General features: G+C 66.6%; 20 protein-coding genes. 6 read left to right on the top strand and 14 right to left on the bottom strand.

What is annotated here, in order from left to right; genetic code table 11:
* The first annotated feature begins 334 nt into the window (after window positions 1–334).
* On the top strand, window positions 335–3199 hold the full coding sequence (locus tag RCF34_RS01485) for an EAL domain-containing protein (protein WP_308706567.1): 2865 nt from the start codon (window positions 335–337) through the stop codon (window positions 3197–3199).
* Here the strand turns inward: RCF34_RS01485 and rbsD are convergent.
* From rbsD to RCF34_RS01455, 6 genes are read right to left on the bottom strand one after another with little or no spacing between them, the layout of a single operon-like run.
* Complete coding sequence (gene rbsD, locus RCF34_RS01480; RefSeq protein ID WP_308706566.1) at window positions 3196–3600, bottom strand: D-ribose pyranase; 405 nt, start codon at window positions 3598–3600, stop codon at window positions 3196–3198. The two genes, RCF34_RS01485 and rbsD, sit on opposite strands and share 4 nt — an antisense overlap.
* The gene (gene rbsK, locus RCF34_RS01475; protein ID WP_308706565.1) at window positions 3597–4505 is read right to left on the bottom strand and encodes a ribokinase; all 909 of its coding nucleotides are present in this window, start codon (window positions 4503–4505) and stop codon (window positions 3597–3599) included. Before rbsK ends, rbsD begins: the two co-directional genes overlap by 4 nt.
* Window positions 4495–5514 carry a LacI family DNA-binding transcriptional regulator gene (locus RCF34_RS01470; RefSeq protein ID WP_308706564.1) on the bottom strand — a complete coding sequence of 340 codons (1020 nt, stop codon included), beginning with the start codon at window positions 5512–5514 and terminating at the stop codon, window positions 4495–4497. Before RCF34_RS01470 ends, rbsK begins: the two co-directional genes overlap by 11 nt.
* Window positions 5514–6491 (bottom strand): ABC transporter permease, encoded by a 978-nt coding sequence (locus tag RCF34_RS01465; RefSeq protein WP_007158442.1) that lies wholly within the window; start codon window positions 6489–6491, stop codon window positions 5514–5516. The genes RCF34_RS01470 and RCF34_RS01465 overlap by 1 nt, the downstream gene beginning before the upstream one ends.
* A complete protein-coding gene (locus RCF34_RS01460; RefSeq protein WP_308706563.1) occupies window positions 6488–8044 on the bottom strand; it encodes a sugar ABC transporter ATP-binding protein in 1557 nt (518 codons plus the stop codon). The genes RCF34_RS01465 and RCF34_RS01460 overlap by 4 nt, the downstream gene beginning before the upstream one ends.
* A gap of 15 nt (window positions 8045–8059) precedes the next feature.
* Window positions 8060–9016, bottom strand: coding sequence for a sugar ABC transporter substrate-binding protein (locus tag RCF34_RS01455; protein ID WP_308706562.1), 957 nt, complete (start codon window positions 9014–9016; stop codon window positions 8060–8062).
* A 209-nt stretch (window positions 9017–9225) separates the two neighbouring features.
* On the opposite strand from RCF34_RS01455, the gene RCF34_RS01450 reads away from it, so the two are divergent.
* Window positions 9226–9774, top strand: a complete 549-nt coding sequence (locus RCF34_RS01450; protein WP_308706561.1) for an adenine phosphoribosyltransferase — start codon at window positions 9226–9228, stop codon at window positions 9772–9774.
* A 184-nt stretch (window positions 9775–9958) separates the two neighbouring features.
* Here RCF34_RS01450 and RCF34_RS01445 read toward each other — a convergent pair whose 3' ends face one another.
* From RCF34_RS01445 to pnuC, 5 genes are all read right to left on the bottom strand, one after another.
* Complete coding sequence (locus RCF34_RS01445) at window positions 9959–10264, bottom strand: antibiotic biosynthesis monooxygenase (RefSeq protein WP_308706560.1); 306 nt, start codon at window positions 10262–10264, stop codon at window positions 9959–9961.
* Between the two features lie 64 nt (window positions 10265–10328).
* The gene (gene folE, locus RCF34_RS01440; RefSeq protein ID WP_308706559.1) at window positions 10329–10877 is read right to left on the bottom strand and encodes a GTP cyclohydrolase I FolE; all 549 of its coding nucleotides are present in this window, start codon (window positions 10875–10877) and stop codon (window positions 10329–10331) included.
* A gap of 63 nt (window positions 10878–10940) precedes the next feature.
* Window positions 10941–11495, bottom strand: coding sequence for a Smr/MutS family protein (locus tag RCF34_RS01435; protein ID WP_308706558.1), 555 nt, complete (start codon window positions 11493–11495; stop codon window positions 10941–10943).
* Window positions 11496–11532: 37 nt separating this feature from the next.
* Complete coding sequence (locus RCF34_RS01430; protein WP_308706557.1) at window positions 11533–12060, bottom strand: AAA family ATPase; 528 nt, start codon at window positions 12058–12060, stop codon at window positions 11533–11535.
* The gene (gene pnuC / locus RCF34_RS01425; RefSeq protein WP_308707503.1) at window positions 12057–12620 is read right to left on the bottom strand and encodes a nicotinamide riboside transporter PnuC; all 564 of its coding nucleotides are present in this window, start codon (window positions 12618–12620) and stop codon (window positions 12057–12059) included. The genes RCF34_RS01430 and pnuC overlap by 4 nt, the downstream gene beginning before the upstream one ends.
* Before the next feature lie 265 nt (window positions 12621–12885).
* Here pnuC and RCF34_RS01420 point away from each other — a divergent pair, with 265 nt between their 5' ends.
* From RCF34_RS01420 to RCF34_RS01410, 3 genes are all read left to right on the top strand, one after another.
* Window positions 12886–13722, top strand: coding sequence for an undecaprenyl-diphosphate phosphatase (locus RCF34_RS01420; protein ID WP_308706556.1), 837 nt, complete (start codon window positions 12886–12888; stop codon window positions 13720–13722).
* Window positions 13719–14219, top strand: coding sequence for a DUF1294 domain-containing protein (locus tag RCF34_RS01415; protein ID WP_308706555.1), 501 nt, complete (start codon window positions 13719–13721; stop codon window positions 14217–14219). The genes RCF34_RS01420 and RCF34_RS01415 overlap by 4 nt, the downstream gene beginning before the upstream one ends.
* 78 nt (window positions 14220–14297) lie before the next feature.
* Window positions 14298–16091, top strand: coding sequence for a gamma-glutamyltransferase family protein (locus RCF34_RS01410; protein WP_308706554.1), 1794 nt, complete (start codon window positions 14298–14300; stop codon window positions 16089–16091).
* Window positions 16092–16231: 140 nt separating this feature from the next.
* On the opposite strand, the gene mqo is transcribed toward RCF34_RS01410, so the two are convergent.
* The 3 genes from mqo to RCF34_RS01395 all read right to left on the bottom strand — a co-directional run bounded on the left by mqo (window position 16232) and on the right by RCF34_RS01395 (window position 20430).
* Complete coding sequence (gene mqo, locus RCF34_RS01405; RefSeq protein WP_308706553.1) at window positions 16232–17728, bottom strand: malate dehydrogenase (quinone); 1497 nt, start codon at window positions 17726–17728, stop codon at window positions 16232–16234.
* Between the two features lie 455 nt (window positions 17729–18183).
* Entirely contained in the window at window positions 18184–19773 is a 1590-nt protein-coding gene (locus tag RCF34_RS01400; RefSeq protein WP_308706552.1) for an ABC-F family ATPase, read from the bottom strand.
* Between the two features lie 240 nt (window positions 19774–20013).
* Window positions 20014–20430, bottom strand: coding sequence for a response regulator (locus RCF34_RS01395; protein ID WP_308706551.1), 417 nt, complete (start codon window positions 20428–20430; stop codon window positions 20014–20016).
* Between the two features lie 240 nt (window positions 20431–20670).
* Between RCF34_RS01395 and RCF34_RS01390 the strand changes: the two genes are divergently transcribed.
* On the top strand, window positions 20671–20865 hold the full coding sequence (locus RCF34_RS01390) for a hypothetical protein (RefSeq protein WP_308706550.1): 195 nt from the start codon (window positions 20671–20673) through the stop codon (window positions 20863–20865).
* Window positions 20866–20905: the final 40 nt, after the last annotated feature.

The raw sequence follows: 20905 nt of genomic DNA, 5'->3' as shown, positions 1-20905 counted from the left end.
GAGAGGGGCGACAACGGGCTGGAGGGGCCCGCCAGATTGCGTTCTGTCTGCTTATTAGTGGTCCTGGCCTAGCGAGAGATTCGGCTCGCGACGGCCTTTCGGATCGATGGGGAAGGCCCGGGCTTTTTGTTTTACAAGCCCAGCGGCAGGGGCTTGTCTGGCAGGTTGGATTGTTGGACAGGAGTACCCTGGCTGTACAACTCTTGTCTCAGTCGACTGATGTCGTTAGTCATATCTTTGCCGTTCGCGCCCCCAGGGAAACCGTTCATTCCGTACTTGCCGAAGCCCAGGGCATCTGTGTCAGGATTCGAGGAATGCACGGGAAGGAGTCAGCATGAAAGGGCCTGAGGAACAGTGGCCAGGTGCGCGCCCGGCCAGGCCGCCGGAGGCACGCTGGCCGGATCCGAATGCGCCGGGATTGGAGGCGGAGCAGATCATCGCGCAACTGCGTGCGGCCGCTGCCGATGCCGACTGGGCCTGGTACCAGCGCCGCGGCAACTGGTCATGCATGGCCACCGGCAATGGCATCAGTGCCTGGCCGGAACTGCTCGACGACGAGGAACTGGCGCAGCTGTCCGCCGAGGCCGGGCTCAGCTGCTATCCCACCGGCAGTGGCCCGACGCCGCTGGGCTGGTTGCTCGCCCGTCCCGATGGCCATACCGATTTCGCCGCGCTGGCCCTGAGATTTGGCTTCGTGCTGCAGCGCCTGCAGCTGCAGCGGGCCCAGGCCATCCAGCAGGTGCTCTACGACATCACCTACCTGGCCAGTTCGACCCTGGATCGTCAGCTGTTCATGCAGCGCACCCACGAGCTGCTGGTCTCGCTGATCGATGCCGAGAATTTCTTCCTGGCGCTGCAGGACGCCGACTCGGACCAGATCCACTATCCCTATTATTTCGACCAGCGCGACGAGAGTCCGCCCGAGCCCGGCTCCTTCGAGCTGCTGGATCGCGAGCGGCCCTGCCTGACCGCCTATGTGCTCATGCACGGGACACCGCTGCTGCTGCCCAAGGAGGCCATCGAAGCGGCGCAGGTGTCAGGGCCCTACTATTGCCAGGGCTCGGTCCCCGAGTTCTGGATGGGCATCCCGCTCAAGGATGGCGCCGATCGCACCTTCGGCGTGCTCAGCCTGCAGGTCTACGACCGCGAGCGCCGCTACGGCCCTGAGGACCAGGCGCTGTTCCAGGTGATCGCCCGCGACGTGGCCATGGCCCTGGATCGCATCCTCCGACGCGAATCCCTGGAAGCCACCGTGGGGCAGCGCACCCAGGAGCTGTCGGAGGTGAATGCCCGGCTGCGCGAGCAGGTCGCCGAGCGCGAACGCGCGGAGCAGCTGCAGGCGGCGCTGTTCCGCATCGCCGAGCTGTCCAGCGCCAGTACCGACATGCCGGAACTCCTGGGCGGTCTGCACCGCGTCGTGGGTGAGTTGCTCTATGCCCACAACTTCTATATCGCCCTCTACGACGACGCCTCGGGGGAGGTGAGCTTCCCCTATTTTGCCGACGAGCGCCGTACCACGGCCCCCGTCGCCCGGCGCGGCACCCGTGGCTATACCGAGTACACCATCCGCCAACGGCGACCCTGCATCATCGATCGGCACAAGGCCCGGCTGCTGATCGAGCAGGGCGAGATCGCCCCGGTCGCGGGTACTCCGGAGGCCTGCTCCTGGCTGGGCATCCCGCTCTACGACGGCAAGCACGTCCGTGGGGTCCTGGCGGTACAGAGCTATCGCGAAGACGTCTATTACAGCCGGCGCGACCAGGAGCTGCTCACCTTCGTCTCGCGCCACATCGATACCGCGCTGTCCCGGCGCAGCGCCGCGGAAGCCATCCAGCAATCGCGCCAGGCACTGGAGGTCAGGGTGCAGGAGCGCACCCGGGCGCTGGACGCCGCCAACGCCCGGCTGCTGTACGAGAACAACCACGATGCCCTGACCCGACTGCCCAATCGCAGCTTCTTCCAGCAACGCCTGGGCGAACTCTGGGCGGCGCTGGAGCGCGACGGGACCGGCCTGGCGGTGATGTTTCTCGACCTGGACAGGTTCAAGCGCATCAACGACCAGTTCGGCCATCCCTTCGGCGACCTGCTGCTGGTGGCGGCCGGTGAGCGGCTGTCCAGTTGCCTGCGGGAGACCGACCTGCTGGCGCGGCTGGGGGGCGACGAATTCGCCATCCTGGTGCCAGGTGGCGGGCTGGACTCGCCGGTGGCCATCGCCCAGCGCATCATCGAAGCCTTCGATCGCCCGCTGGTGATCGACGACCACAGCCTGTTCGCCTCCTGCAGCATCGGCATCGTGGTGGCCGATCCCAGCCTGCATCGGCAGCCGGACGACCTGTTGCGCGACGCCGACACGGCCATGTACCGGGTCAAGCAGGGCGGGCGCGACAACTTCGCGGTCTTCAACCAAGAACTGCGCCAGGTGGTCTCCGATCAGGTGGTGCGCGAAGGCGCGCTGCGCAAGGCGCTGAAGAATGGCAACGAACTGGAGCCCTTCTTCCAGCCGATCGTCGAGGTGACCACCGGCCGGGTCGCGGCCCTGGAGGCGCTGATTCGCTGGCGTCAGCCGGACGGCAGCGTACTGGCGCCGGGGGCCTTTCTACCCGAGCTGGAAGGCCTGCGGCTGATCGGGCGCCTGGATACCTACATGCTGACGCGCATCGCCGCCACCCTCGCCGAGCCGGCCCAGGCGCACTGGCCGGTGGTGCACGTCAATTGCTCCAGCTACAGCATCGTGCGGCCGGAATTCGCCGACGAGGTGCTGAGCATCCTCGCCGCGTATGGCGTGGCGCCATCGCGGATCTCCCTGGAGTTGACCGAAGGGGCCCTGGTCGCCGAGCCGGAGCGCGCCAAGGCGACCATGGAGGCCCTGGATCGCCACGGGGTCTCGGTGGTGCTGGACGATTTTGGCGCGGGCTTCTCGTCGCTGGGCTACGTCCACGAATACCGCTTCCGCGGCCTCAAGATCGACAAGTCCTTTGTCCTGCGTCTGGCCGACAGCGCCCGCAGCGTCGCCATCGTCCGCGCCATCGTGCGCATGGCCGAGTCGCTGGGGCTGGATGTGGTCGCCGAGGGCGTCGAGGACACCCAGGCCCTGCAACTGCTCAGGGACATGGGCGCCCGCCATGCCCAGGGCTATCTGTTCGCCCGCCCGCTGGACCTGCTGGCGACCCGGCGGCTGCTGGCCAGGGCCGTCGACTAGAAGGCGACGCCGGCGACCAGGATCAGGTTGGTGTAGGGCTGGCACTCGCCGGTGCGGATCTGCACCCGGGCCTGGCGACACAGGGTCTTCATTTCGTCATGGGAGACCAGGCGGCGGCTGCCCAAGGCGCCGCCCCCGGTCAGGCGTTCCAGTTCGCCCAGTGCCGGTGGCTGGGCGGTGAGGGTTTCCTCGGCGAGCAGATGGCTTTCCACCTGCATCTCGCTGAGCAGCGCCTGCAGCACACTGAGAAAATCCGGTACGCCCGGGGTCACGGCCAGATCGACCAAGGGCGTGCCCGGCGGCACCGGCATGCCGGCGTCACCGATGACTACCAGGTCGCCGTGACCGAGACTGGCAACGGCCTGGGACAGGGCGATGTTGAGCAGAGCGGTCTTTTTCACCGGGCGAGCTCCTGGCGGGTGGGGATGGACGGCTGGGCGCCCGGGCGGGTGACGGCAATGGCGGCGGCCTGCTGGCCGAGGGCGATGGCCTCCGAGACGCTCAGACCCTCCGCCAGGCCGGCGGCGAAGCCACCCAGGAAGGTGTCGCCGGCGGCGGTGGTGTCCACCGCCTTGACCGGTGTGGCCGGGTGGTGGCGGCAGCTGTCGGCGGTGACCTGCAGCAGGCCCTGGCCACCCAGGGTCAGCAGCACCTGACGGGCGCCGGCGGCGACCAGCTGACGTGCGGCGGCTTCGGCCTGCTCCAGAGTGTCCACCGCCAGGCCGGTCAGCAGGCTGGCTTCGCTTTCATTGGGCACCAGGTAGTCGATATGGGCGTACCACTCGGCCGGCAACGGACCGGTGGCCGGCGCCGGATTGAGGATCACCGTCTTGCCCAGTGCATGGGCGCGGGCGAGGGCAGCGCCCACGGTGGCCAGCGGGACTTCCAGCTGGGCGATCACCAGCTTGGCCTGGTCGAGCACGCTTTCTTGGGCCTGCAGGTGTGCGGCCGACAGTTCGCCGTTACCGCCGGCGACGATGACGATGGCGTTCTGGCCCTGGTCGTCCACCAGGATGGAGGCGATGCCGGTGGGCACCTCCGCAGCCACCGAAACGCCCTGGCAGTCGATACCTTCCTGGAGCAGGCTGCGGGTGAGGAAGTCGCCGTAGGGATCGGCGCCGACGCAGCCGATCATGGCGACCCGGGCGCCCAGGCGTGCCGCGGCGACGGCCTGATTCGCGCCCTTGCCGCCCGGTGCGGTGGTGAAAGCGTGGCCGGCGAGCGTTTCGCCGCCCTTGGGCAGGCGCGGGGCGCGCACCACCAGGTCCATGTTCAGGCTGCCGATGACGACGACGTCAGGGTGCATGGGAGGTCTCCAGAGCAGAGGGTGCCGCGGTGGATTCGCGCAGCACCAGCCGGGGTACGGCGATGTCGTGGGTGGAAGGGCTGCCGACCGTCTCGCGGCGCGCCAGCAGGAGCTGGGCGGCGCGCTCGCCGAGGTCGCGGATCGACTGGCCGATGGTGGTCAGGGCCGGGTAGAGATAGCGACTGAGCTCGATGTCGTCGAAGCCCACCACCGAGAGCTGGCCGGGGACGCTCAGCCCCAGCTCGGCGGCGGCGCGCAACACGCCCAGGGCGATGGTGTCGTTGCCGGCGAAGATCGCGGTCGGGCGCTCCGCCCGCGCCAACAACTCGCGGGCCGCGGCATGACCGGCCGCCGCGGTGAAGGAACAGCGCTGGATGGCGCCAGGGGCGATAGCGGCTTTCGCCAGAGCCTCCTGGTAGCCGGCGATCCGCTCGCTGGCGACGGGGGAGTCGGCCGGGCCACCGATGCAGGCGATCCGGCGATGGCCGAGTTCCAGCAGATGGCGGGTGGCGAGCAGGCCGCCCTGGCGGTGATCGACGCGGATATGCGCGGCCTGGACACCGTCCAGCGGCCGGTCGGCCAACACCAGCGGGATACGCAGGCCGGCGAGCGCGCGGGCGAAGCGCGGATCGCCGTCCACAGTGGCGACCACCAGGCCGTCGATCCGGCGCTCCTTGAGCACCCGCAGATAGCGCAGCTGCTTGTCGGCATCGTCATCGGAATTGCAGAGGATGATGCTGTAGCCCTGGCGCTCGCAATGATCCTCGATCCCCCGCGCCAGTTCGGCGAAGTAGGGGTTGACCGCATTGGGCACCAGCACGCCGAAGGTGCCGGTGGCGCGGCTGCGCAGGGAGCGCGCCACGCCGCTGGGCACGTAGCCCAGTTCGGCGATGGCCGCCTCGACCTTTTCCCGCACGCCCGGACTGACCGGGCGGCTGTTGTTCACCACATGGGAGACCGTGGTGTAGGAGATGCCGGCGCGGGCGGCGACATCCTTGATGGTCGCCATCAGCCCTTGCTCTTGGCGCGCTGGCTGCGGTAGGTGTCGAGGATCACAGCGACCACGATGACCGCGCCGGTGATGATGCGCTTGGTCGGCTCGCTGGCGCCAATCTGGGCCAGGCCCGCAGCCAGTACCGAGATGATCAGCACGCCGAAGAAGGTGCTGATGACCGAGCCGCGGCCGCCCATGAGGCTGGTCCCGCCGATCACCACGGCGGCGATCACCTGCAGCTCCAGGCCAACGCCGGCATTGGGATCGGCGGCTTCCAGACGGGAGATCTGGAACAGCGCGGCGAGGCCCGCCAGCAGGCCCATCAGGGCGAAGACGATGACCTTGTAGGGCTTGGGATTGATCCCGGCCAGGCGCACCGCTTCCTCGTTGGTGCCGATGGCGATCAGGTAGCGACCGAGCACCGAGCGGGTCAGCAGCAACTGCGCGACCACGATCACCAGCAGGGCGATGACGAAGGAGGGCGAGATGCCGAAGGCGAAGGGCGTCGACAGCCAGGCGTAGGCATCGCCGATGTAGGCGGTGCGCGAATCGGTCAGCTGGTAGGCGGCGCCACGGGCCATCTCCAGCACGCCCAAGGAGACGATGAAGGAGGGGATGCGCCAGGCCACCGTCACGCTGCCGGTGAGGGTGCCGGTCAGGGCCGCGCAGAGCATGCCCAGGGCGGCGGCCGGCAGGATCCCCCAGCCCCATTCCAGGGTGGCGACGCTGACCACGGCGGCGGCCAGGGCGACCACCGAACCCACCGAGAGATCGATGCCGCCGATGATCAGGATGAAGGTCATCCCGGTCGCCAGCACCATCAGATCGGGGATCTGGTTGGCCAGGGTGGTGAAGGTGGCGTAGGAGAGAAAATGGCTGCTCATCAGTGAAAACAGCACGATCATGGCCAGCAGGGCCGCGGCCAGGCCGACGTAGGTGCCCAGGCCCAGGCCGAAGGCACGCCGGGAGGAGGTGACGGGAAGACTGCTCATCGAATGGCTTCCTGAGAAAGGGGTTGCGGCGGGACAGGTTCTTCCAGCAGGGCTTCGCGGGAGCGATAGCCGGCGAAGGCGGCGGCCAGCAGCCGCTCCTGATCCCAGTCATGGCGTTCGAAGGTGGCTTCCAGGCGGCCGGCGGAGATCACGCCGATGCGATCGCAGATCAGCATCAGCTCGCGCAGGTCACTGGACACCACCACCAGGGCCTTGCCCTGGCGGGTGAGTTCGGCCAGCAGGCCATAGATTTCGAACTTGGCGCCGACGTCGATGCCGCGCGTGGGTTCGTCGAACAGCAGCACCTGGCAATCGCGTTCGAGCCAGCGGCCGATGACCACCTTCTGCTGGTTGCCACCGGAGAGTTCGCCCACGGGCTGGGTGCCATCGTTGCAGCGGATGCGCATGCCCTTGATATGGCGCTCGGCCAGGGCAGCTTCACGGGAAGTGCTGACCAGGCCCTGCTGGGCGACCTTGGCCATGTTGCCCAGGGCGATGTTGGCGCTGATCGGCTGGCTGAGCAGCAGGCCTTCGCTCTTGCGATCCTCGGTGATGAGGGCGATGCCCTGGCGCACCACCTTGGCCGGCGAGCTCAGGTCGACCGGCTTGCCGGCCAGGTGCACCGCGCCGGAGTCGGCGCGATCGGCGCCAAAGATCAGCCGCAGCAGTTCGGTCCGTCCGGCGCCGATCAAGCCGGAAATACCATAGATCTCGCCAGCGCGGACGCTGAAGGAGACGTCCTGGACCTTGTCGGCGCGCGTGAGCCTCTTGACCTCCAGCAGGGGCGGGCCGAACCGGCGCTCGCCCATGTCCAGGTGCTCGCCGAGATCCCGGCCGACCATGAGGCTGACGATCTGGTCGGTGCCGTACTCCGCCATGGGGGCATCGGCCACCAGGCGACCATCGCGCAGCACCACCAGCTGCTGGGCGATGCGCTTGAGTTCTTCCAGGCGGTGGGAGATGTAGACCAGGGCCACGCCCCGGGCACGCAGCCGCGCGATCTGCTCGAACAGCAGTTCCACCTCGCGCGAGGTGAGCATGGCGGTCGGCTCGTCGAGGATCAGCACCCGGCAATCGCCGATCAGGTTGCGGGCGATTTCCACCATCTGCTGGTGACCCACGCCCAGTTCGGCGATGGGGGTATCCGGATCGATGGCCTCCAGGCCGACCTGGGCCATGGCCAGCCGAGCCTGTTCGCGCAGCTGACGACGGTCAATCCAGCCCAGCCGCCGGGGCAGGCGGTCGAGAAAGAGATTTTCCGCCACGGTGAGGGTGGGCAGCAGATTGAGCTCCTGCATGACCATCCGCACCCCCTGGGCCTCCGCCTCTCGGCGGCTGCCCGGGGCATAGGGTCGGCCAAGGAAGCTCAGCTCTCCGGTGGTGGGTTGCACCAGGCCACAGAGAATCTTGGACAGGGTGCTCTTGCCGGCGCCGTTTTCCCCGGTGAGCGCCAGCACTTCGCCGGCGCGCAACTCCAGGTCCACGCCGCCGAGTACCGGCTGTGCATAGGTCTTGCCGATGCCACGGGCGCTGAGGATGACCTCGGACGACATGGGGCTCTCCTCGGATCAGGGCTGGGTGACGAGTTCGACCGGGGTCTCGATCACGCCGTCCTTGGCACCGGTGGGCTCGCCCTTGACCAGCTTGAGCGCGGCCTCGATCCCGAACACGGCCTGCTTGGCGGCGAACTGGTCGGCGGTGGCGAGGACGCGACCGTCTTTCAGCATCGGGTGGATGGCCTTGATGTTGTCGTAGCCGACGATCTGCACCTGACCTTTCTTGCCGGCCGCGCGCACGGCGGAGACGGCGCCCAGCGCCATGCTGTCGTTGCCGGCCAGCAGGGCCTTCAGGTCGGGGTATTCGTTGAGCATGGCCGCGGCCACGGCATTGCCCTTGTCGATTTCCCAGTTGCCGGACTGCACGCCGACGATCTTCATGCCGGCCGCTTCCATGGCGTCCTTGAAGCCTGCGGTGCGCTGCTGGGCGTTGGTGGTGGTGGAGACGCCCTCGATGATGCCGACCTGGTCACCCTGCTTGAGCTGCTTGGCGAGGTATTCGCCTACCAGCCGGGCGCCCTTGCGGTTGTCGGGGCCGACGAAGGGGATGTCCAGGGACTTGGACTTGAGCACGTCGGGATCCAGGCGATTGTCGATGTTGACCACCTTGATGCCGGCGTCGCTCGCCTTCTTCAGTACCGGGACCAGCGCCTTGGAATCGGCCGGGGCGATGACCAGGGCGTCGACCTTGGACACGATCATTTGCTCGACGATACGGATCTGGCTGGAGGTGTCGGTCTCGTCCTTGATCCCGTTGGAAATCAGGTCGAAGTCGGCGGAGTGCTCTTTCTGGTAGGTCTTGGCGCCGTCTTCCATGGTCAGGAAGAATTCGTTGGCCAGGGACTTCATGACCAGCGCGACCTTCGGCTTCTCGGCGGCCGTGGCATGACTGGCGGTGAGCGGCAGGATCAGCGAAGCGGAGGCGAGAGCGATAGCCGCCAGCAGGCGGGCAGGGCGAAAGGCCAGCATAGGGGGAATCTCCGAATTCTTATGGTTCTTGTGGTTGCGCAAACGTTTGCGCGCCGTCGAGAATGTCCGCTTCCCTGGTAGCTGTCAACGTAAGGCACTACATGAATCGATTCAGCTCGCAAGGCTGGCGGGTTGGCCCTGGCTGGGCAGGCACCGGTATACTGTGCAATCGTGTTCAACCAGGCGCCCGGCGCCCGAGAGTCTCTGCCATGTCCTTTTCCGAATCCGCCCTGAAATCCCTCATCCGGGCCGTGCCCGATTTTCCCAAGCCGGGGGTGATCTTTCGGGACATCACGCCACTGTTCCAGTCACCCGAGGGGCTGCATGCCGTCATCGCGGAGTTGCTGGAGCGCTATCGTTCGGCGTCCTTCACCCACGTCGGGGCGCTGGATGCACGCGGATTCCTCATCGGCCCGATCCTGGCCTACGAGCTGGGCAAGCCGCTAGTGCTGTTCCGCAAACAGGGCAAGCTGCCGGCCGAGCTGCTGACCGAGGTCTACAGCACCGAATACGGCGATTCGGTGATCGAGGTACACAAGGACAGCGTCGGTGCCGGTGATTCGGTCCTGCTGGTCGACGACCTCATCGCCACCGGTGGCACCCTGGTCGCCGCCGGCAACCTGATCCGCCGCCTGGGCGCCGAGGTCCACGAAGCGGCCGCCATCGTCGACCTGCCGGAACTGGGCGGCTCCAAGCGCCTGGAAGCCGCCGGCATCCCCACCTTCGCCCTGACGAGCTTTGCGCTGTCCGAGTATTGAGTGGCGGACGTTCGCTATCTCCGCCATAACCTAGCGCCCAGGCGGCCGCTGCCACGGGCACCGTAGGTTAGGTCGAGCGCAGCGAAGCCCAACAGCCCTTGCCTCGGCGCCGGTCCCGTTGGGCTTCGACGATGGAGCCGTCTCAGCCCAACCCACGATTCATCGCAATCCTGGCAGCCTCTCGTCAAAGCTCGGTCGTCGGCCTTTTCGGCTCCAGCGGATACAGATCCACCTCGTCCGCCAGCTTGGGCAACTCGTCGAGAAAGGCGAGAGTGTGTGGCTGGTTGAAGTGGTCGTCCTGGGCGGCGACCGAGATCCAGCGGGCCTGGACCACCCAGAGGTCGCCGTCCTCGCTACCCTGGAATACCCGATAGTCCAGGCACCCGTCGTCCCGCACCGCCACAGCAGCCAGGTCCAGCAGGTGGGCGCCCAGCGCCTGGGAACGTTCGGGCTGGGCTTTGAACAGGGTGAGGCTGTGGACGTCCGCCATGGCGTGCAGGTCTCCTGGAGATTCGAGGCTTCGACTCTCCAGGATGGCGGACGTCGCGGCCGACTCAGCGATTGATCAGGCTGAGGAATTCGGCGCGGGTGGCGTCGCTGGCGCGGAACTGGCCGAGCATCACCGAGGTGACCATGGAGGAATTCTGCTTCTCCACGCCGCGCATCATCATGCACATGTGCTGCGCCTCGATGACCACCGCGACACCGGCCGCACCGGTGACCTGCTCGATGGCTTCGGCGATCTGCCGGGTCATGTTTTCCTGGATCTGCAGCCGGCGAGCGAACATGTCGACGATGCGTGCCACCTTGGACAGCCCCAGCACCTTGCCCTTGGGCATGTAGGCGACGTGGGCCTTGCCGATGAAGGGCAGCATGTGGTGCTCGCACAGGGAGTACAGCTCGATGTTCTTGACCAGCACCATCTCGCTGTTGTCCGAGGTGAAGAGCGCCTCGCCCACCACCTCTTCCAGCGTCTGGGTGTAGCCACGGCAGAGGTACTGCATGGCCTTGGCCGCGCGCTTGGGCGTGTCCACCAGCCCCTCCCGGCCGATGTCTTCGCCGAGTCCGGTCAGGATCGAGGAGTAGTGCTGTTCGAGGGACATTGGGGTTCCTGTTTGTCGATAAGGAAGTGGGTGCCCGGATGAGACGTCACCCGAGTCGCGGAGTCACTCGTCGCGACCTTCGAGCATGGTGCGCTTGAGCAAGACATAAAGCGAGCCGGTACCGCCGTGGCGGGGTAGGCAGGAGGTGAAGCCCAGCACCTGGGGGTGCTGGCGCAACCAGGTATTGACGTGGCTCTTGATCAGCGGCCGGCGCCCATCCAGGCGAGCAGCCTTGCCATGGGTGATGCGCACGCAGCGGATTTCCAGGCGGGTGGCCTCGGCGAGAAAGTCCCAGAGGGTTTCCCGCGCCTTCTCCACGGTCATGCCGTGCAGGTCCAGGCTGCCCTCGAAGGGGATCTGGCCACCCTTGAGGCGCTTCAGCTGGGTGTCCTGGACACCGTCGCGGCCCCAGTAGAGCTCGTCTTCGGCACCCACGTCGATGACGAAGGCATCGCTCAGGCCATCCACGCGGGTAGTGGTCGAGGTTCTGGTCGCATCGGCCCGGCGCTGGGCGATCTGGCCCAGGTCGGCGCGCGGTTTGCCGGTGTCGGCGCGATCCTGCCTGAGCGGACGGATCCCGCGGGTGAAGTCGGCGAAAGAGGCGTCGTCGTCGTGCATGGCGTTCTCCGGTGTAGGGCGTCATTCTACCGGCGGGTCAGGGCTCGTGCAGCAATCGGCTCACCGTGGCCAGCGCGGTCCTTTGCCGCGTGGGCCAGTCGCCGGCGATCTCCAGCACCGACTGGCCATGGGCTAGCAGCCAGTCCCGGCAACGGGCGAAGAAGGCCAGCCGCTCGGTGAGCTCCGGCTGGCAGCGCTGACCATCGTCCTGCCAGGCGACGTCGCGCGGGTCGAGCAGCAGGTGCAGGTCGTAGCGGCGGGCCAGCAGCGCCGGTTCCAGCCAGCCAGGCGCGGCGCCGAACAGCAGACGACTCCACAGCAGGTTGCTCAGCAGGTGGGTGTCCAGCAGCAGCAATGCCGGCGCACTGGCCCGCGCCTGGTCTTCACGGCGCAATTGCTCGCGGGCGATGAGCTCCACATCCGCCAGACTGGTGTCGGTCCCGTGCCGCTCGCAGTATTCGCGGACGTACTCGTCGACCCGGACACCACCGAATCTCTCGGCGAGAACCGCCGTCAGCCAGGATTTGCCGCTCGACTCGGGTCCGGTCAGCACCACGACCTTCATCGGGCGCTCGCCAGGGCGCGGCGCCAGTCGAGCCAACCGTAGGCAGCCAGGCCGACGAAGACCGCATAGAGGATCGCGGTGGGATAGAGGCCCTTGTAATAGAAGAGGCCCACATAGATGACGTCCAGCACGAACCACAGCACCCAGCACTGCAGGCGCTTCTGCGCCATCCAGAACTGCGCGACCAGGCTGAAGCCGGTGAGTGCCGCATCCAGCCAGGGCAGGGCGGCGTCGGTATGGGTGCCCATGAGATAGCCGAGGGCAAGGCTACCCAGGGCGCCGACGGCCAGGCCGGCCAGCAGGGGCCTCGCCGCGAGCGAACTGACCATCCGCCCCTGGTGTTGCTGGCCACCCCTCAGCCACTGCCACCAGCCGTATAGCTGCAGCGCCGCATAGATGCACTGCAGCAGCATGTCGGAATAGAGCTTCACGTCCAGGAAGATCCCGGCGTAGAGCACCACCATCACCAGGCCGATGGGCCAGGCCCAGATGTTCTGGCGCACCGTCAACCAGACGGCGATCACCCCGAGAACGGCGGCCAGCAACTCCACGGGCGACATGCCCAGCAGGGTGGTGAGGGACTCCAGAAACGACATGCTTCACATCCGGAAAGATTGAATGGGTCATTGTACGGCACCTAATGGCCGTCTATCGGTCTCTTCAACCGGTCTCGCTCTGGTAAGGTGCCGGGCGCTGACTTCAGCACGTGCTGTCTTGGGTACCGCGAAGGCCATGCCCTGCGGAGCGTCACGGTTCGAACCCCGTTGCCGCTGGAGCCTGCAGCTCCGGCTACCTGCAAATGTTTCACTTGGATGGAGTAATACCATGGACCTATGGAGTGCCTTGCAGGCGCTGATTCTGGGGATCGTCGAGGGCATCACCGAGTTTCTGCCCATTTCCAGCACCGGCCACCAGATCGTCGTTGCCGATCTGATCGGTTTCGGGGGGGAAAGGGCCATCGCCTTCAATATCATCATCCAGCTGGCGGCCATCCTGGCCGTGGTCTGGGAATACCGCGTCAAGGTCTTCGAGATCGTCACCGACCTGCCGCGCAAGTCCTATGCGCAGCGGTTCACCGGCAACCTGATCGTCGCCTTCCTGCCCGCTGCCGTGCTGGGCGTGATCCTCGGCGACCTGATCCACGAATACCTGTTCAACCCCATCACCGTGGCCTTCGCCCTGGTGATCGGTGGCGTGATCATGATCTGGGCGGAAAAGCGTACCCATCGCATCCGCGTGGAAGAGGTGGACGACATGCGCTGGCATGACGCCCTGAAGGTCGGCTGTGCCCAGTGCCTGGCGATGATCCCGGGCACCTCGCGCTCGGGTTCCACCATCATCGGCGGCCTGCTGTTCGGCCTGTCGCGCAAGGCGGCCACCGAGTTCTCCTTCTTCCTGGCCATGCCGACCATGGTCGGCGCGACGGTCTACTCGGTGTACAAGTACCGTCACCTGTTCACCGCCAGCGATGTCCTGGTATTCGGGGTCGGCTTCGTCACCTCCTTCATCTTCGCCATGCTGGCGGTCAAAGCCTTGCTGAAGTTCATCGGCAACCACAGCTACGAGGTCTTCGGCTGGTACCGCATCGTCTTCGGACTGCTGATCCTGGCCACCTGGCAATTCGGCTGGATCGACTGGCACGCGGCCAAGGCAGCCGGGTGAAACCCGAGCAGGAACAGCAGAGCCGGCGCAAGCCGGCTCGTGCGTCTACGCAGAACGCTTCCCCCAAGGCTGCCAAGCGGGCGGGGCCGCTGACGCCCTACCAGCAGCGCGCCGCCATCGCCCGCCAGGACATGCTGGCACTGCTGCAGGTCGCGGTCTTCCTCCTGCCCCTGGTGGGTATGCTGTCGCTGGCCTTCGGGCGCGGGGTGCTCTGGCCAGTGCCGCTCTACCTGCTGGCCAGCGTAGCCACCTATCTGCTCTACAAGCACGACAAGCAGCGCGCCCGTGACAAGGGCTGGCGCGTGCCGGAGCGGATGCTGCACCTGGGCGAATTGCTCGGCGGCTGGCCGGGCGCCCTGATTGCCCAGCAGCGATTCCGCCACAAGACGGTCAAGCTGAGCTTTCGGCTGGTGTTATTCGCCATCGTCGCCCTGCACCAGCTGCTCTGGCTGGATGTGCTCTGCGGCGGCTTCCTGCACCGTCACCTGCCGCTCTGAGATCAGCCAGGCGGCATCGGTGCGGGTGATGGGCTAGGCTTGGCGGGCGAATGCCGCCCGTTGCCCAGGAGCCCCACGTTGCGAACCCCTCTGTCGATCCTCACGCCCCTGCTCTTGTCCCTGACCCTGGCCGCCTGTAGCCAGAGTCGCGAGACCTCCTCGCCCACGGCCCCCGAGGCCGGTTCCGGCTATCGCCCCGGGCTGGCGGCCAGCGAAGCCACCCGGCAGATGGCGGCGGCGGCCAACCCCCTGGCTGCCGAGGCAGGACGGGAGATCCTGCGCCGGGGTGGCTCGGCCATCGACGCCGCCATCGCCATGCAGGCGGTCCTGACCCTGGTCGAGCCGCAATCCTCGGGGATCGGCGGCGGCGCCTTCCTGCTCTACTGGGACGGGCGCAAGGTCCAGGCCTACGATGGTCGCGAGACCGCGCCGGCGGGCGCTACGGAAAGGCTTTTCCTGCATCCGGACGGCAGCCCCATGGCCTTCGAGGAGGCGCGTATCGGCGGTCGGTCGGTCGGGGTGCCCGGGGTATTGCGCGCGCTGGAGTTGGCGCATCGCGACCACGGCAAGCTGGCCTGGCAGGTATTGTTCGAGCCGGCGATCCGCCTGGCCCGCGAGGGCTTCCCGCTGTCGCCACGGCTGCACAACCAACTGCTCCAGGATCCCTTCCTCAAGCGGTCGCCCGGCCTGGCCGCGCTGTACCTGGATGACCGGGGTCAGGTGAAGCCGGTAGGCATCCGGCTGCGCAATCCCGAGTTGGCCGCCACCCTGGCGCTGATCGCGCGGGAAGGCGCCGGAGCGCTCTATCGCGGCGACCTGGCCCAGGCCATTACCGCGGCCGTGCAGCAAAGTCCCAATCCCGGCAGCCTGAGTCTCCAGGATCTGGCCGGCTATCGCGCCAGGACCCGTACGCCGCTGTGCACCGACTACCAGCGCTGGCGCGTGTGCGGCATGCCACCGCCCGCCGGCGGTATCACCGTGGCCCAGACCCTGGGCATCCTCCAGGCCCTGGAGGCCCGTGATCCGACCTGGGCCCTGGCGCCACTGCGGCCGGTGCCGACCGCGCTGCCAGCGGGCCAGGAGCCGCGTCCCGAAGCCGTGCATCTGATCACCGAAGCCGAACGCCTGGCCTACGCCGATCGCGCCCAGTACGTGGCCGATCCGGAGCGGGTGCCGGTCAACGTCAAAGGCCTGCTTGATCCAGGCTATCTGGCCAGTCGTGCCCAGCAGGTCGGTGAGCGCAGCCTGGGCAAGGCCGCGCCTGGTGTTCCACCCGGACCGACCCTGGCCTGGGCGCCGGATCGCTCGCCGCTGCGCATCTCCACATCCCAGGTCGTGGCGGCGGATGCCTGGGGCGGCGCCCTGTCCATGACCACCACGGTGGAGAGCTACTTCGGCTCCCATCTGATGGTGAAGGGCTTCATGCTCAACAATCAGCTGACGGACTTTTCCTTCGTGCCGCGGGAGAAGGGCCTGCCGGTGGCCAATCGCGTGGAGCCGGGCAAGCGGCCGCGCTCGACCATGTCGCCGACCCTGGTGTTCGACCGCCAGAGCGGTGAGCTGCTGGCCGCCCTGGGCTCGCCGGGCGGTTCGCAGATCGCCGGCTATGTGGTCAAGACCCTGGTCGGCTTGCTGGACTGGCAGCTGGATCCCCAAGCGGCGGCGGGACTGCCGAATTTCGGCAGCCGCAATGGCCCCACCGAGCTGGAGCGCGGCGAGACCACATCCGCCTTGCGCCAGGCACTGGAGCAGCGTGGGCATCAGGTGCGCGAGGACGAGATGACCAGTGGCATCCAGGTCATTCGCCGGGTGGGCTCAGGCTGGCAGGGGGGTGCCGATCCGCGGCGGGAGGGGGCGGCACTAGGGGATTAGGCGGAAGCCTAGGGGTAGAACGTCCCTCACCCCAGCCCTCTCCCAGGGGAGAGGGTGCTGTTTGGACGAGGTCGGGAGTCCGGAGCAGGTTTGCAGGGAAGGAGACGTCGGACCGGGTGACCGGTCCGACGTCTGTCGCATCAGGCCGGCTGGTCGAGCTGCAGCACGCGGGTGGTGCGCTCGCGCACTTCGCGCAGCAGTTCGGGTTCTTCCGCCAGCTTGTGGCCGAAGGCCGGGAACATGGTACGCAGCTTGGCCTGCCAGTCTTCGCTCTGGAAGCGGCTGGGGAAGCAGCGCTCGACCAGGGTCAGCATGATGGACACTGAGGTGGAAGCGCCCGGGGAGGCGCCCAGCAGCGCGGCGATGGTGCCGTCACCGGAGGCGACGATCTCGGTGCCGAACTGCAGGATGCCGCCTTTCTGCGGATCCTTCTTGATGATCTGCACCCGCTGGCCCGCCACTTCCAGGCGCCAGTCCTGCTTGCGCACGGCTGGGTAGAAGGCACGCAGTTCCTCGACGCGCTGGTCGAAGGACTGCAACACCTGGCCGACCAGGTAGCGGGTCAGCGGCATGTTGTCCCGCGCCACGGCGAGCATGGGGCCGATGTTGCCCGACTTGATCGACTTGGGCAGGTCGAGGAAGGAGCCGCGCTTGAGGAACTTGGTGGTGAAGCCGGCGAAGGGCCCGAACAACAGCGACTTCTTGCCATCCACCACCCGGGTGTCCAGATGCGGCACCGACATCGGCGGCGAGTTGACCCCGGCCAGGCCGTAGACCTTGGCCTGGTGCCGTTCGACGATCTGTGGATCGTCGCAGCGCAGCCATTGGCCGCTCACCGGGAAGCCACCGTAGCCGGCGCCCTCGGGGATGCCGGACTTCTGCAGCAACGGCAAGGCCGCGCCACCGGCGCCGAGAAAGACGAACTTGGCGATCAGCGTGCGGGTAGCGCCGGAGCGGCTGTCCTCGATGGTCAGGCGCCACCGCTGGTCGGCTTCGCGGGTCAGGTCCACCACCTTCTGGTTGTAGCGGACCTGGGTGCCGGGACGGGTCTGCAGATGGCCCAGCAGGCTCATGGTCAGGGCGCCGAAGTTGACGTCGGTACCGCCGGCCACATGGGTCGCCGCCACGGCTTCGGTGGCCGGCCGGCCTTCCATCACCAGGGGCATCCACTCCCGCAGCTTGGCGTGGTCCTCGGAATACTCCATGCCATCGAAGCAGGCGTGGTCCTTGAGGGCTTCATAGCGCTTGCGCAGGAAGGTCATGTCCTTGGCACCATGGACGAAGGACATGTGCGGCACCGGGCTGATGAAGGCGCGCGGCGAGCCGAAGTGGCCTTCTTCCACCAGATAGGACCAGAATTGCCTGGAGGCCTCGAACATGCCGTTGATGCTGAGGGCCTTGGTGATGTCGATGCTGCCGTCCGCCTTTTCCGGGGTGTAGTTCAACTCGCAGAGGGCCGCATGGCCGGTTCCAGCGTTGTTCCAGGGGTTGGAACTCTCCGCCGCGCCTACGTCGAGCAGTTCGAGCACCTCGACGGTACTCGTGGGCTCCAGTTCCTTGAGCATGACCGCCAGGGTCGCGCTCATGATTCCCGCGCCGACGAAAACGAAATCCGACTCTTCGTTACCACTGTGCATTCATCGTACTCCTGAGACAGTGTCTCGCTTTACACCTGAGGGAGAGCGGGCGTCGGAGCCCGCCCTCGAGTTGGGCAACCCCGGGCTGGCCGCGAACGGCCAGGCAGGGGTGGGCAACCGGTAGGGCATGGCAGTCAGTTGCGACAGCGGCCGTCCGGCAATGTTCTGATTTATTGAGTGGGGGCCAAGCGTCCTGGCGGACCGGCGGAAGCCGGTGCCAGGCGGGAAGATCAGGGTGCGACAGGGAGCCCGTCGAGCGTGCCGGGAAGGGGCGCTACGTGTTACGAGACGTGGCAGGAGACCCCTGGTCTCCCGGCGCAAACGATAGGTGATGATCGCGGCGATCCTGGTCGAGTACCCGTTTCGGTGCGAAATGATACCTAGGGTAACTGCTTAGGGCACCCTCTATTTTGTTCGTGTAGTGGGTCGCGCGACTCACTACACGAACCCTGGGGTCAGCCGTTGATGCCTTGGCTGCGCAGGTAGTCGTCGTAGCTGCCGCTGAAATCGACCACGCCGGTCTCGCTCATGTCGAGGATGCGGGTCGCCAGCGAAGAGACGAATTCGCGGTCGTGGCTGACGAAGATCAGGGTGCCCGGATAGTTTTCCAGCGCCAGGTTCAGCGCCTCGATGGATTCCATGTCCAGGTGGTTGGTGGGCTCGTCCATCACCAGCACGTTGGGCTTCTTCAGGATCAGCTTGCCGAACAGCATGCGGCCTTGCTCGCCACCGGAGATGACCTTGACCGACTTCTGGATGTCGTCGCTGGAGAACAGCATGCGACCCAGGGTACCGCGTACCATCTGCTCGCCGCCCTGCGTCCATTGGCCCATCCACTCGAACAGAGTGGCATCGTCGGCGAAGTCCTCGGCATGGTCCTGAGCGAAGTAGCCCACGTCGGCGCTGTCGGTCCACTTCACTTCACCGCTCTGGGGGCGCATCTCGCCCACCAGGGTGCGCAGCAGGGTGGTCTTGCCGATGCCGTTGGGGCCGATGATGGCGACCCGCTCGCCGGCTTCGATCTGCAGGCCCAGGCGCTTGAACAGCGGGGTACCGTCGAAGCCCTGGGTGACGTTTTCCAGCGTCACCGCCTGGCGGTGCAGCTTCTTGTGCTGCTCGAAGCGGATGAAGGGGCTGACGCGGCTGGACGGCTTGACCTCGTCCAGCTGGATCTTGTCGATCTGGCGCGCCCGGCTGGTGGCCTGCTTGGCCTTGGAGGCGTTGGCCGAGAAGCGGCTGACGAATTGCTGCAGTTCGGCGATCTGGGCCTTCTTCTTGGCGTTGTCCGACAGCAGGCGCTCACGGGCCTGGGTGGCGGCGGTCATGTACTCGTCGTAGTTGCCGGGGAACAGGCGCAGCTCGCCGTAATCCAGGTCGGCCATGTGGGTGCAGACGCTGTTCAGGAAGTGGCGATCGTGGGAGATGATGATCATGGTGCTGTTGCGCGCGACCAGGACGCCTTCCAGCCAGCGGATGGTGTTGATGTCCAGGTGGTTGGTGGGTTCGTCGAGCAGCAGCAGTTCCGGATCGGAGAACAGTGCCTGGGCCAGCAGCACCCGCAGCTTCCAGCCGGGAGCGACGGCGCTCATGGGGCCGAAGTGCTGGTCCTGGGGGATGCCCAGGCCGAGCAGCAGCTCGCCCGCCCGCGCTTCGGCGGTGTAGCCGTCGTATTCGGCGAATTGCACCTCCAGTTCGGCCACGGCCATGCCGTCGTCTTCGCTCATTTCCGGCAGGGAGTAGATACGGTCACGCTCGGCCTTGACCTTGGCCAGCTCGGCGTGGCCCATGATCACGGTATCGATGACCGTGCAGTCTTCATAGGCGAACTGGTCCTGGCGCAGCTTGCCCAGGCGCACGTTGGGTTCGAGCATCACCTGGCCGCCGGTGGGTTCCAGATCGCCCCCGAGGATCTTCATGAAGGTGGACTTGCCGCAGCCATTGGCGCCGATCAGGCCGTAGCGATGGCCGTTGCCGAATTTGACGGACACGTTTTCGAACAGCGGCTTGGCGCCAAACTGCATGGTGATGTTAGCGGTGGAGATCAAGGGGTTTACCTGTAAGGGGTTTCAGACCGGAGCTCGGCCGCTGTCCGGACCGGCAGGCGGCTTGGACAGGACGTTCCGATCGGATGGGCAGAGATCCAGCGGGCAGGGTCGATGGGCAGCGACGGTACGCGGCGGCCTGGCTGGGCTGCGGTAAAGGCGGGCGGCGCCCGACATGCCGCCTATTGTGGCATAGCTGCGAGGTCGTTTGTACGGGGCAAGCGGCGGGTGGGTGTCGCTGGACTAACTGGCGGCCGGGTCGGGGGAGCCAGGGCGGGGTACCACCTTCCAGACGGCTTCGGTCAGTTGATCCAGCGTCCACGGCTTGTGCAAGAAGGGTACCCCGGACGGAATGTCATTTCTCAAGCCGGCGTAGCCGGACATCAGTACGAAGGGGACCGCGGGCCAGCGTTCGCTGACGATCCTGGCCAGTTGAACGCCATCGATCACGCCGGGCATCCGCACGTTCGACACCACGACGTTCACCTGCTGCCAGTGCAGCTCCAGAAACTGCAGGGCGGCGTCGGCCGTGCCGAAGGTTTCCACATGGAAGCCCTCCTGCTTGAGAACCTCGCGCACCAAGGCCTGCAGCAGCAGCTCGTCTTCGGAAACGACCGCAAGCAGATTCGAGGTGCTGGCAGAGCGGGTCAGCGTATCCATGGGCAGGCAATCCGGGATGAGAGGATCTTTGAAGTCTAGTCAGCCGTAGGCCAATAGCCCGAAAAGACGTTCGATCACCCGGGGTGCGACTGACTAACCCGGACGGCGCATTTGCGCAAAGCCTCTGGCAAGGGGCTGACGCCACTTGCGGATTGGGCGACGTGTGGTAGGCGCCCAGGTGAAACATCTGGCGCCGTCGACCTACTAAAGCTTGAGACCGAACGGCACAGGAGCCACGGCATGATCCTTTCTCTTTCTCCCGCGCCCGACACTACCTCCCCGCTGGCTATTTGGCTGGGCGGCGATCAGGCACCGCTCAACGACTCCGACATGGCCGATGAAGAGATCGACACCGAGATCCCCGACGAGGTGGTCGAGAATCTAACCGAGCCGGCCAAACCACCGGCACCGATTCCAGATCCTGGTCCGCTGTAAAGGTCGCGAACAAGGGCTCCAGGATACTGTACTCGACCAG

The organism is Pseudomonas sp. 102515, assembly GCF_031085165.1.
Classification (GTDB): domain Bacteria; phylum Pseudomonadota; class Gammaproteobacteria; order Pseudomonadales; family Pseudomonadaceae; genus Chryseomonas.
The sequence above is the reverse complement of the archived record's forward strand: the minus strand, read 5'-3'. Positions and strand labels throughout refer to the sequence as shown.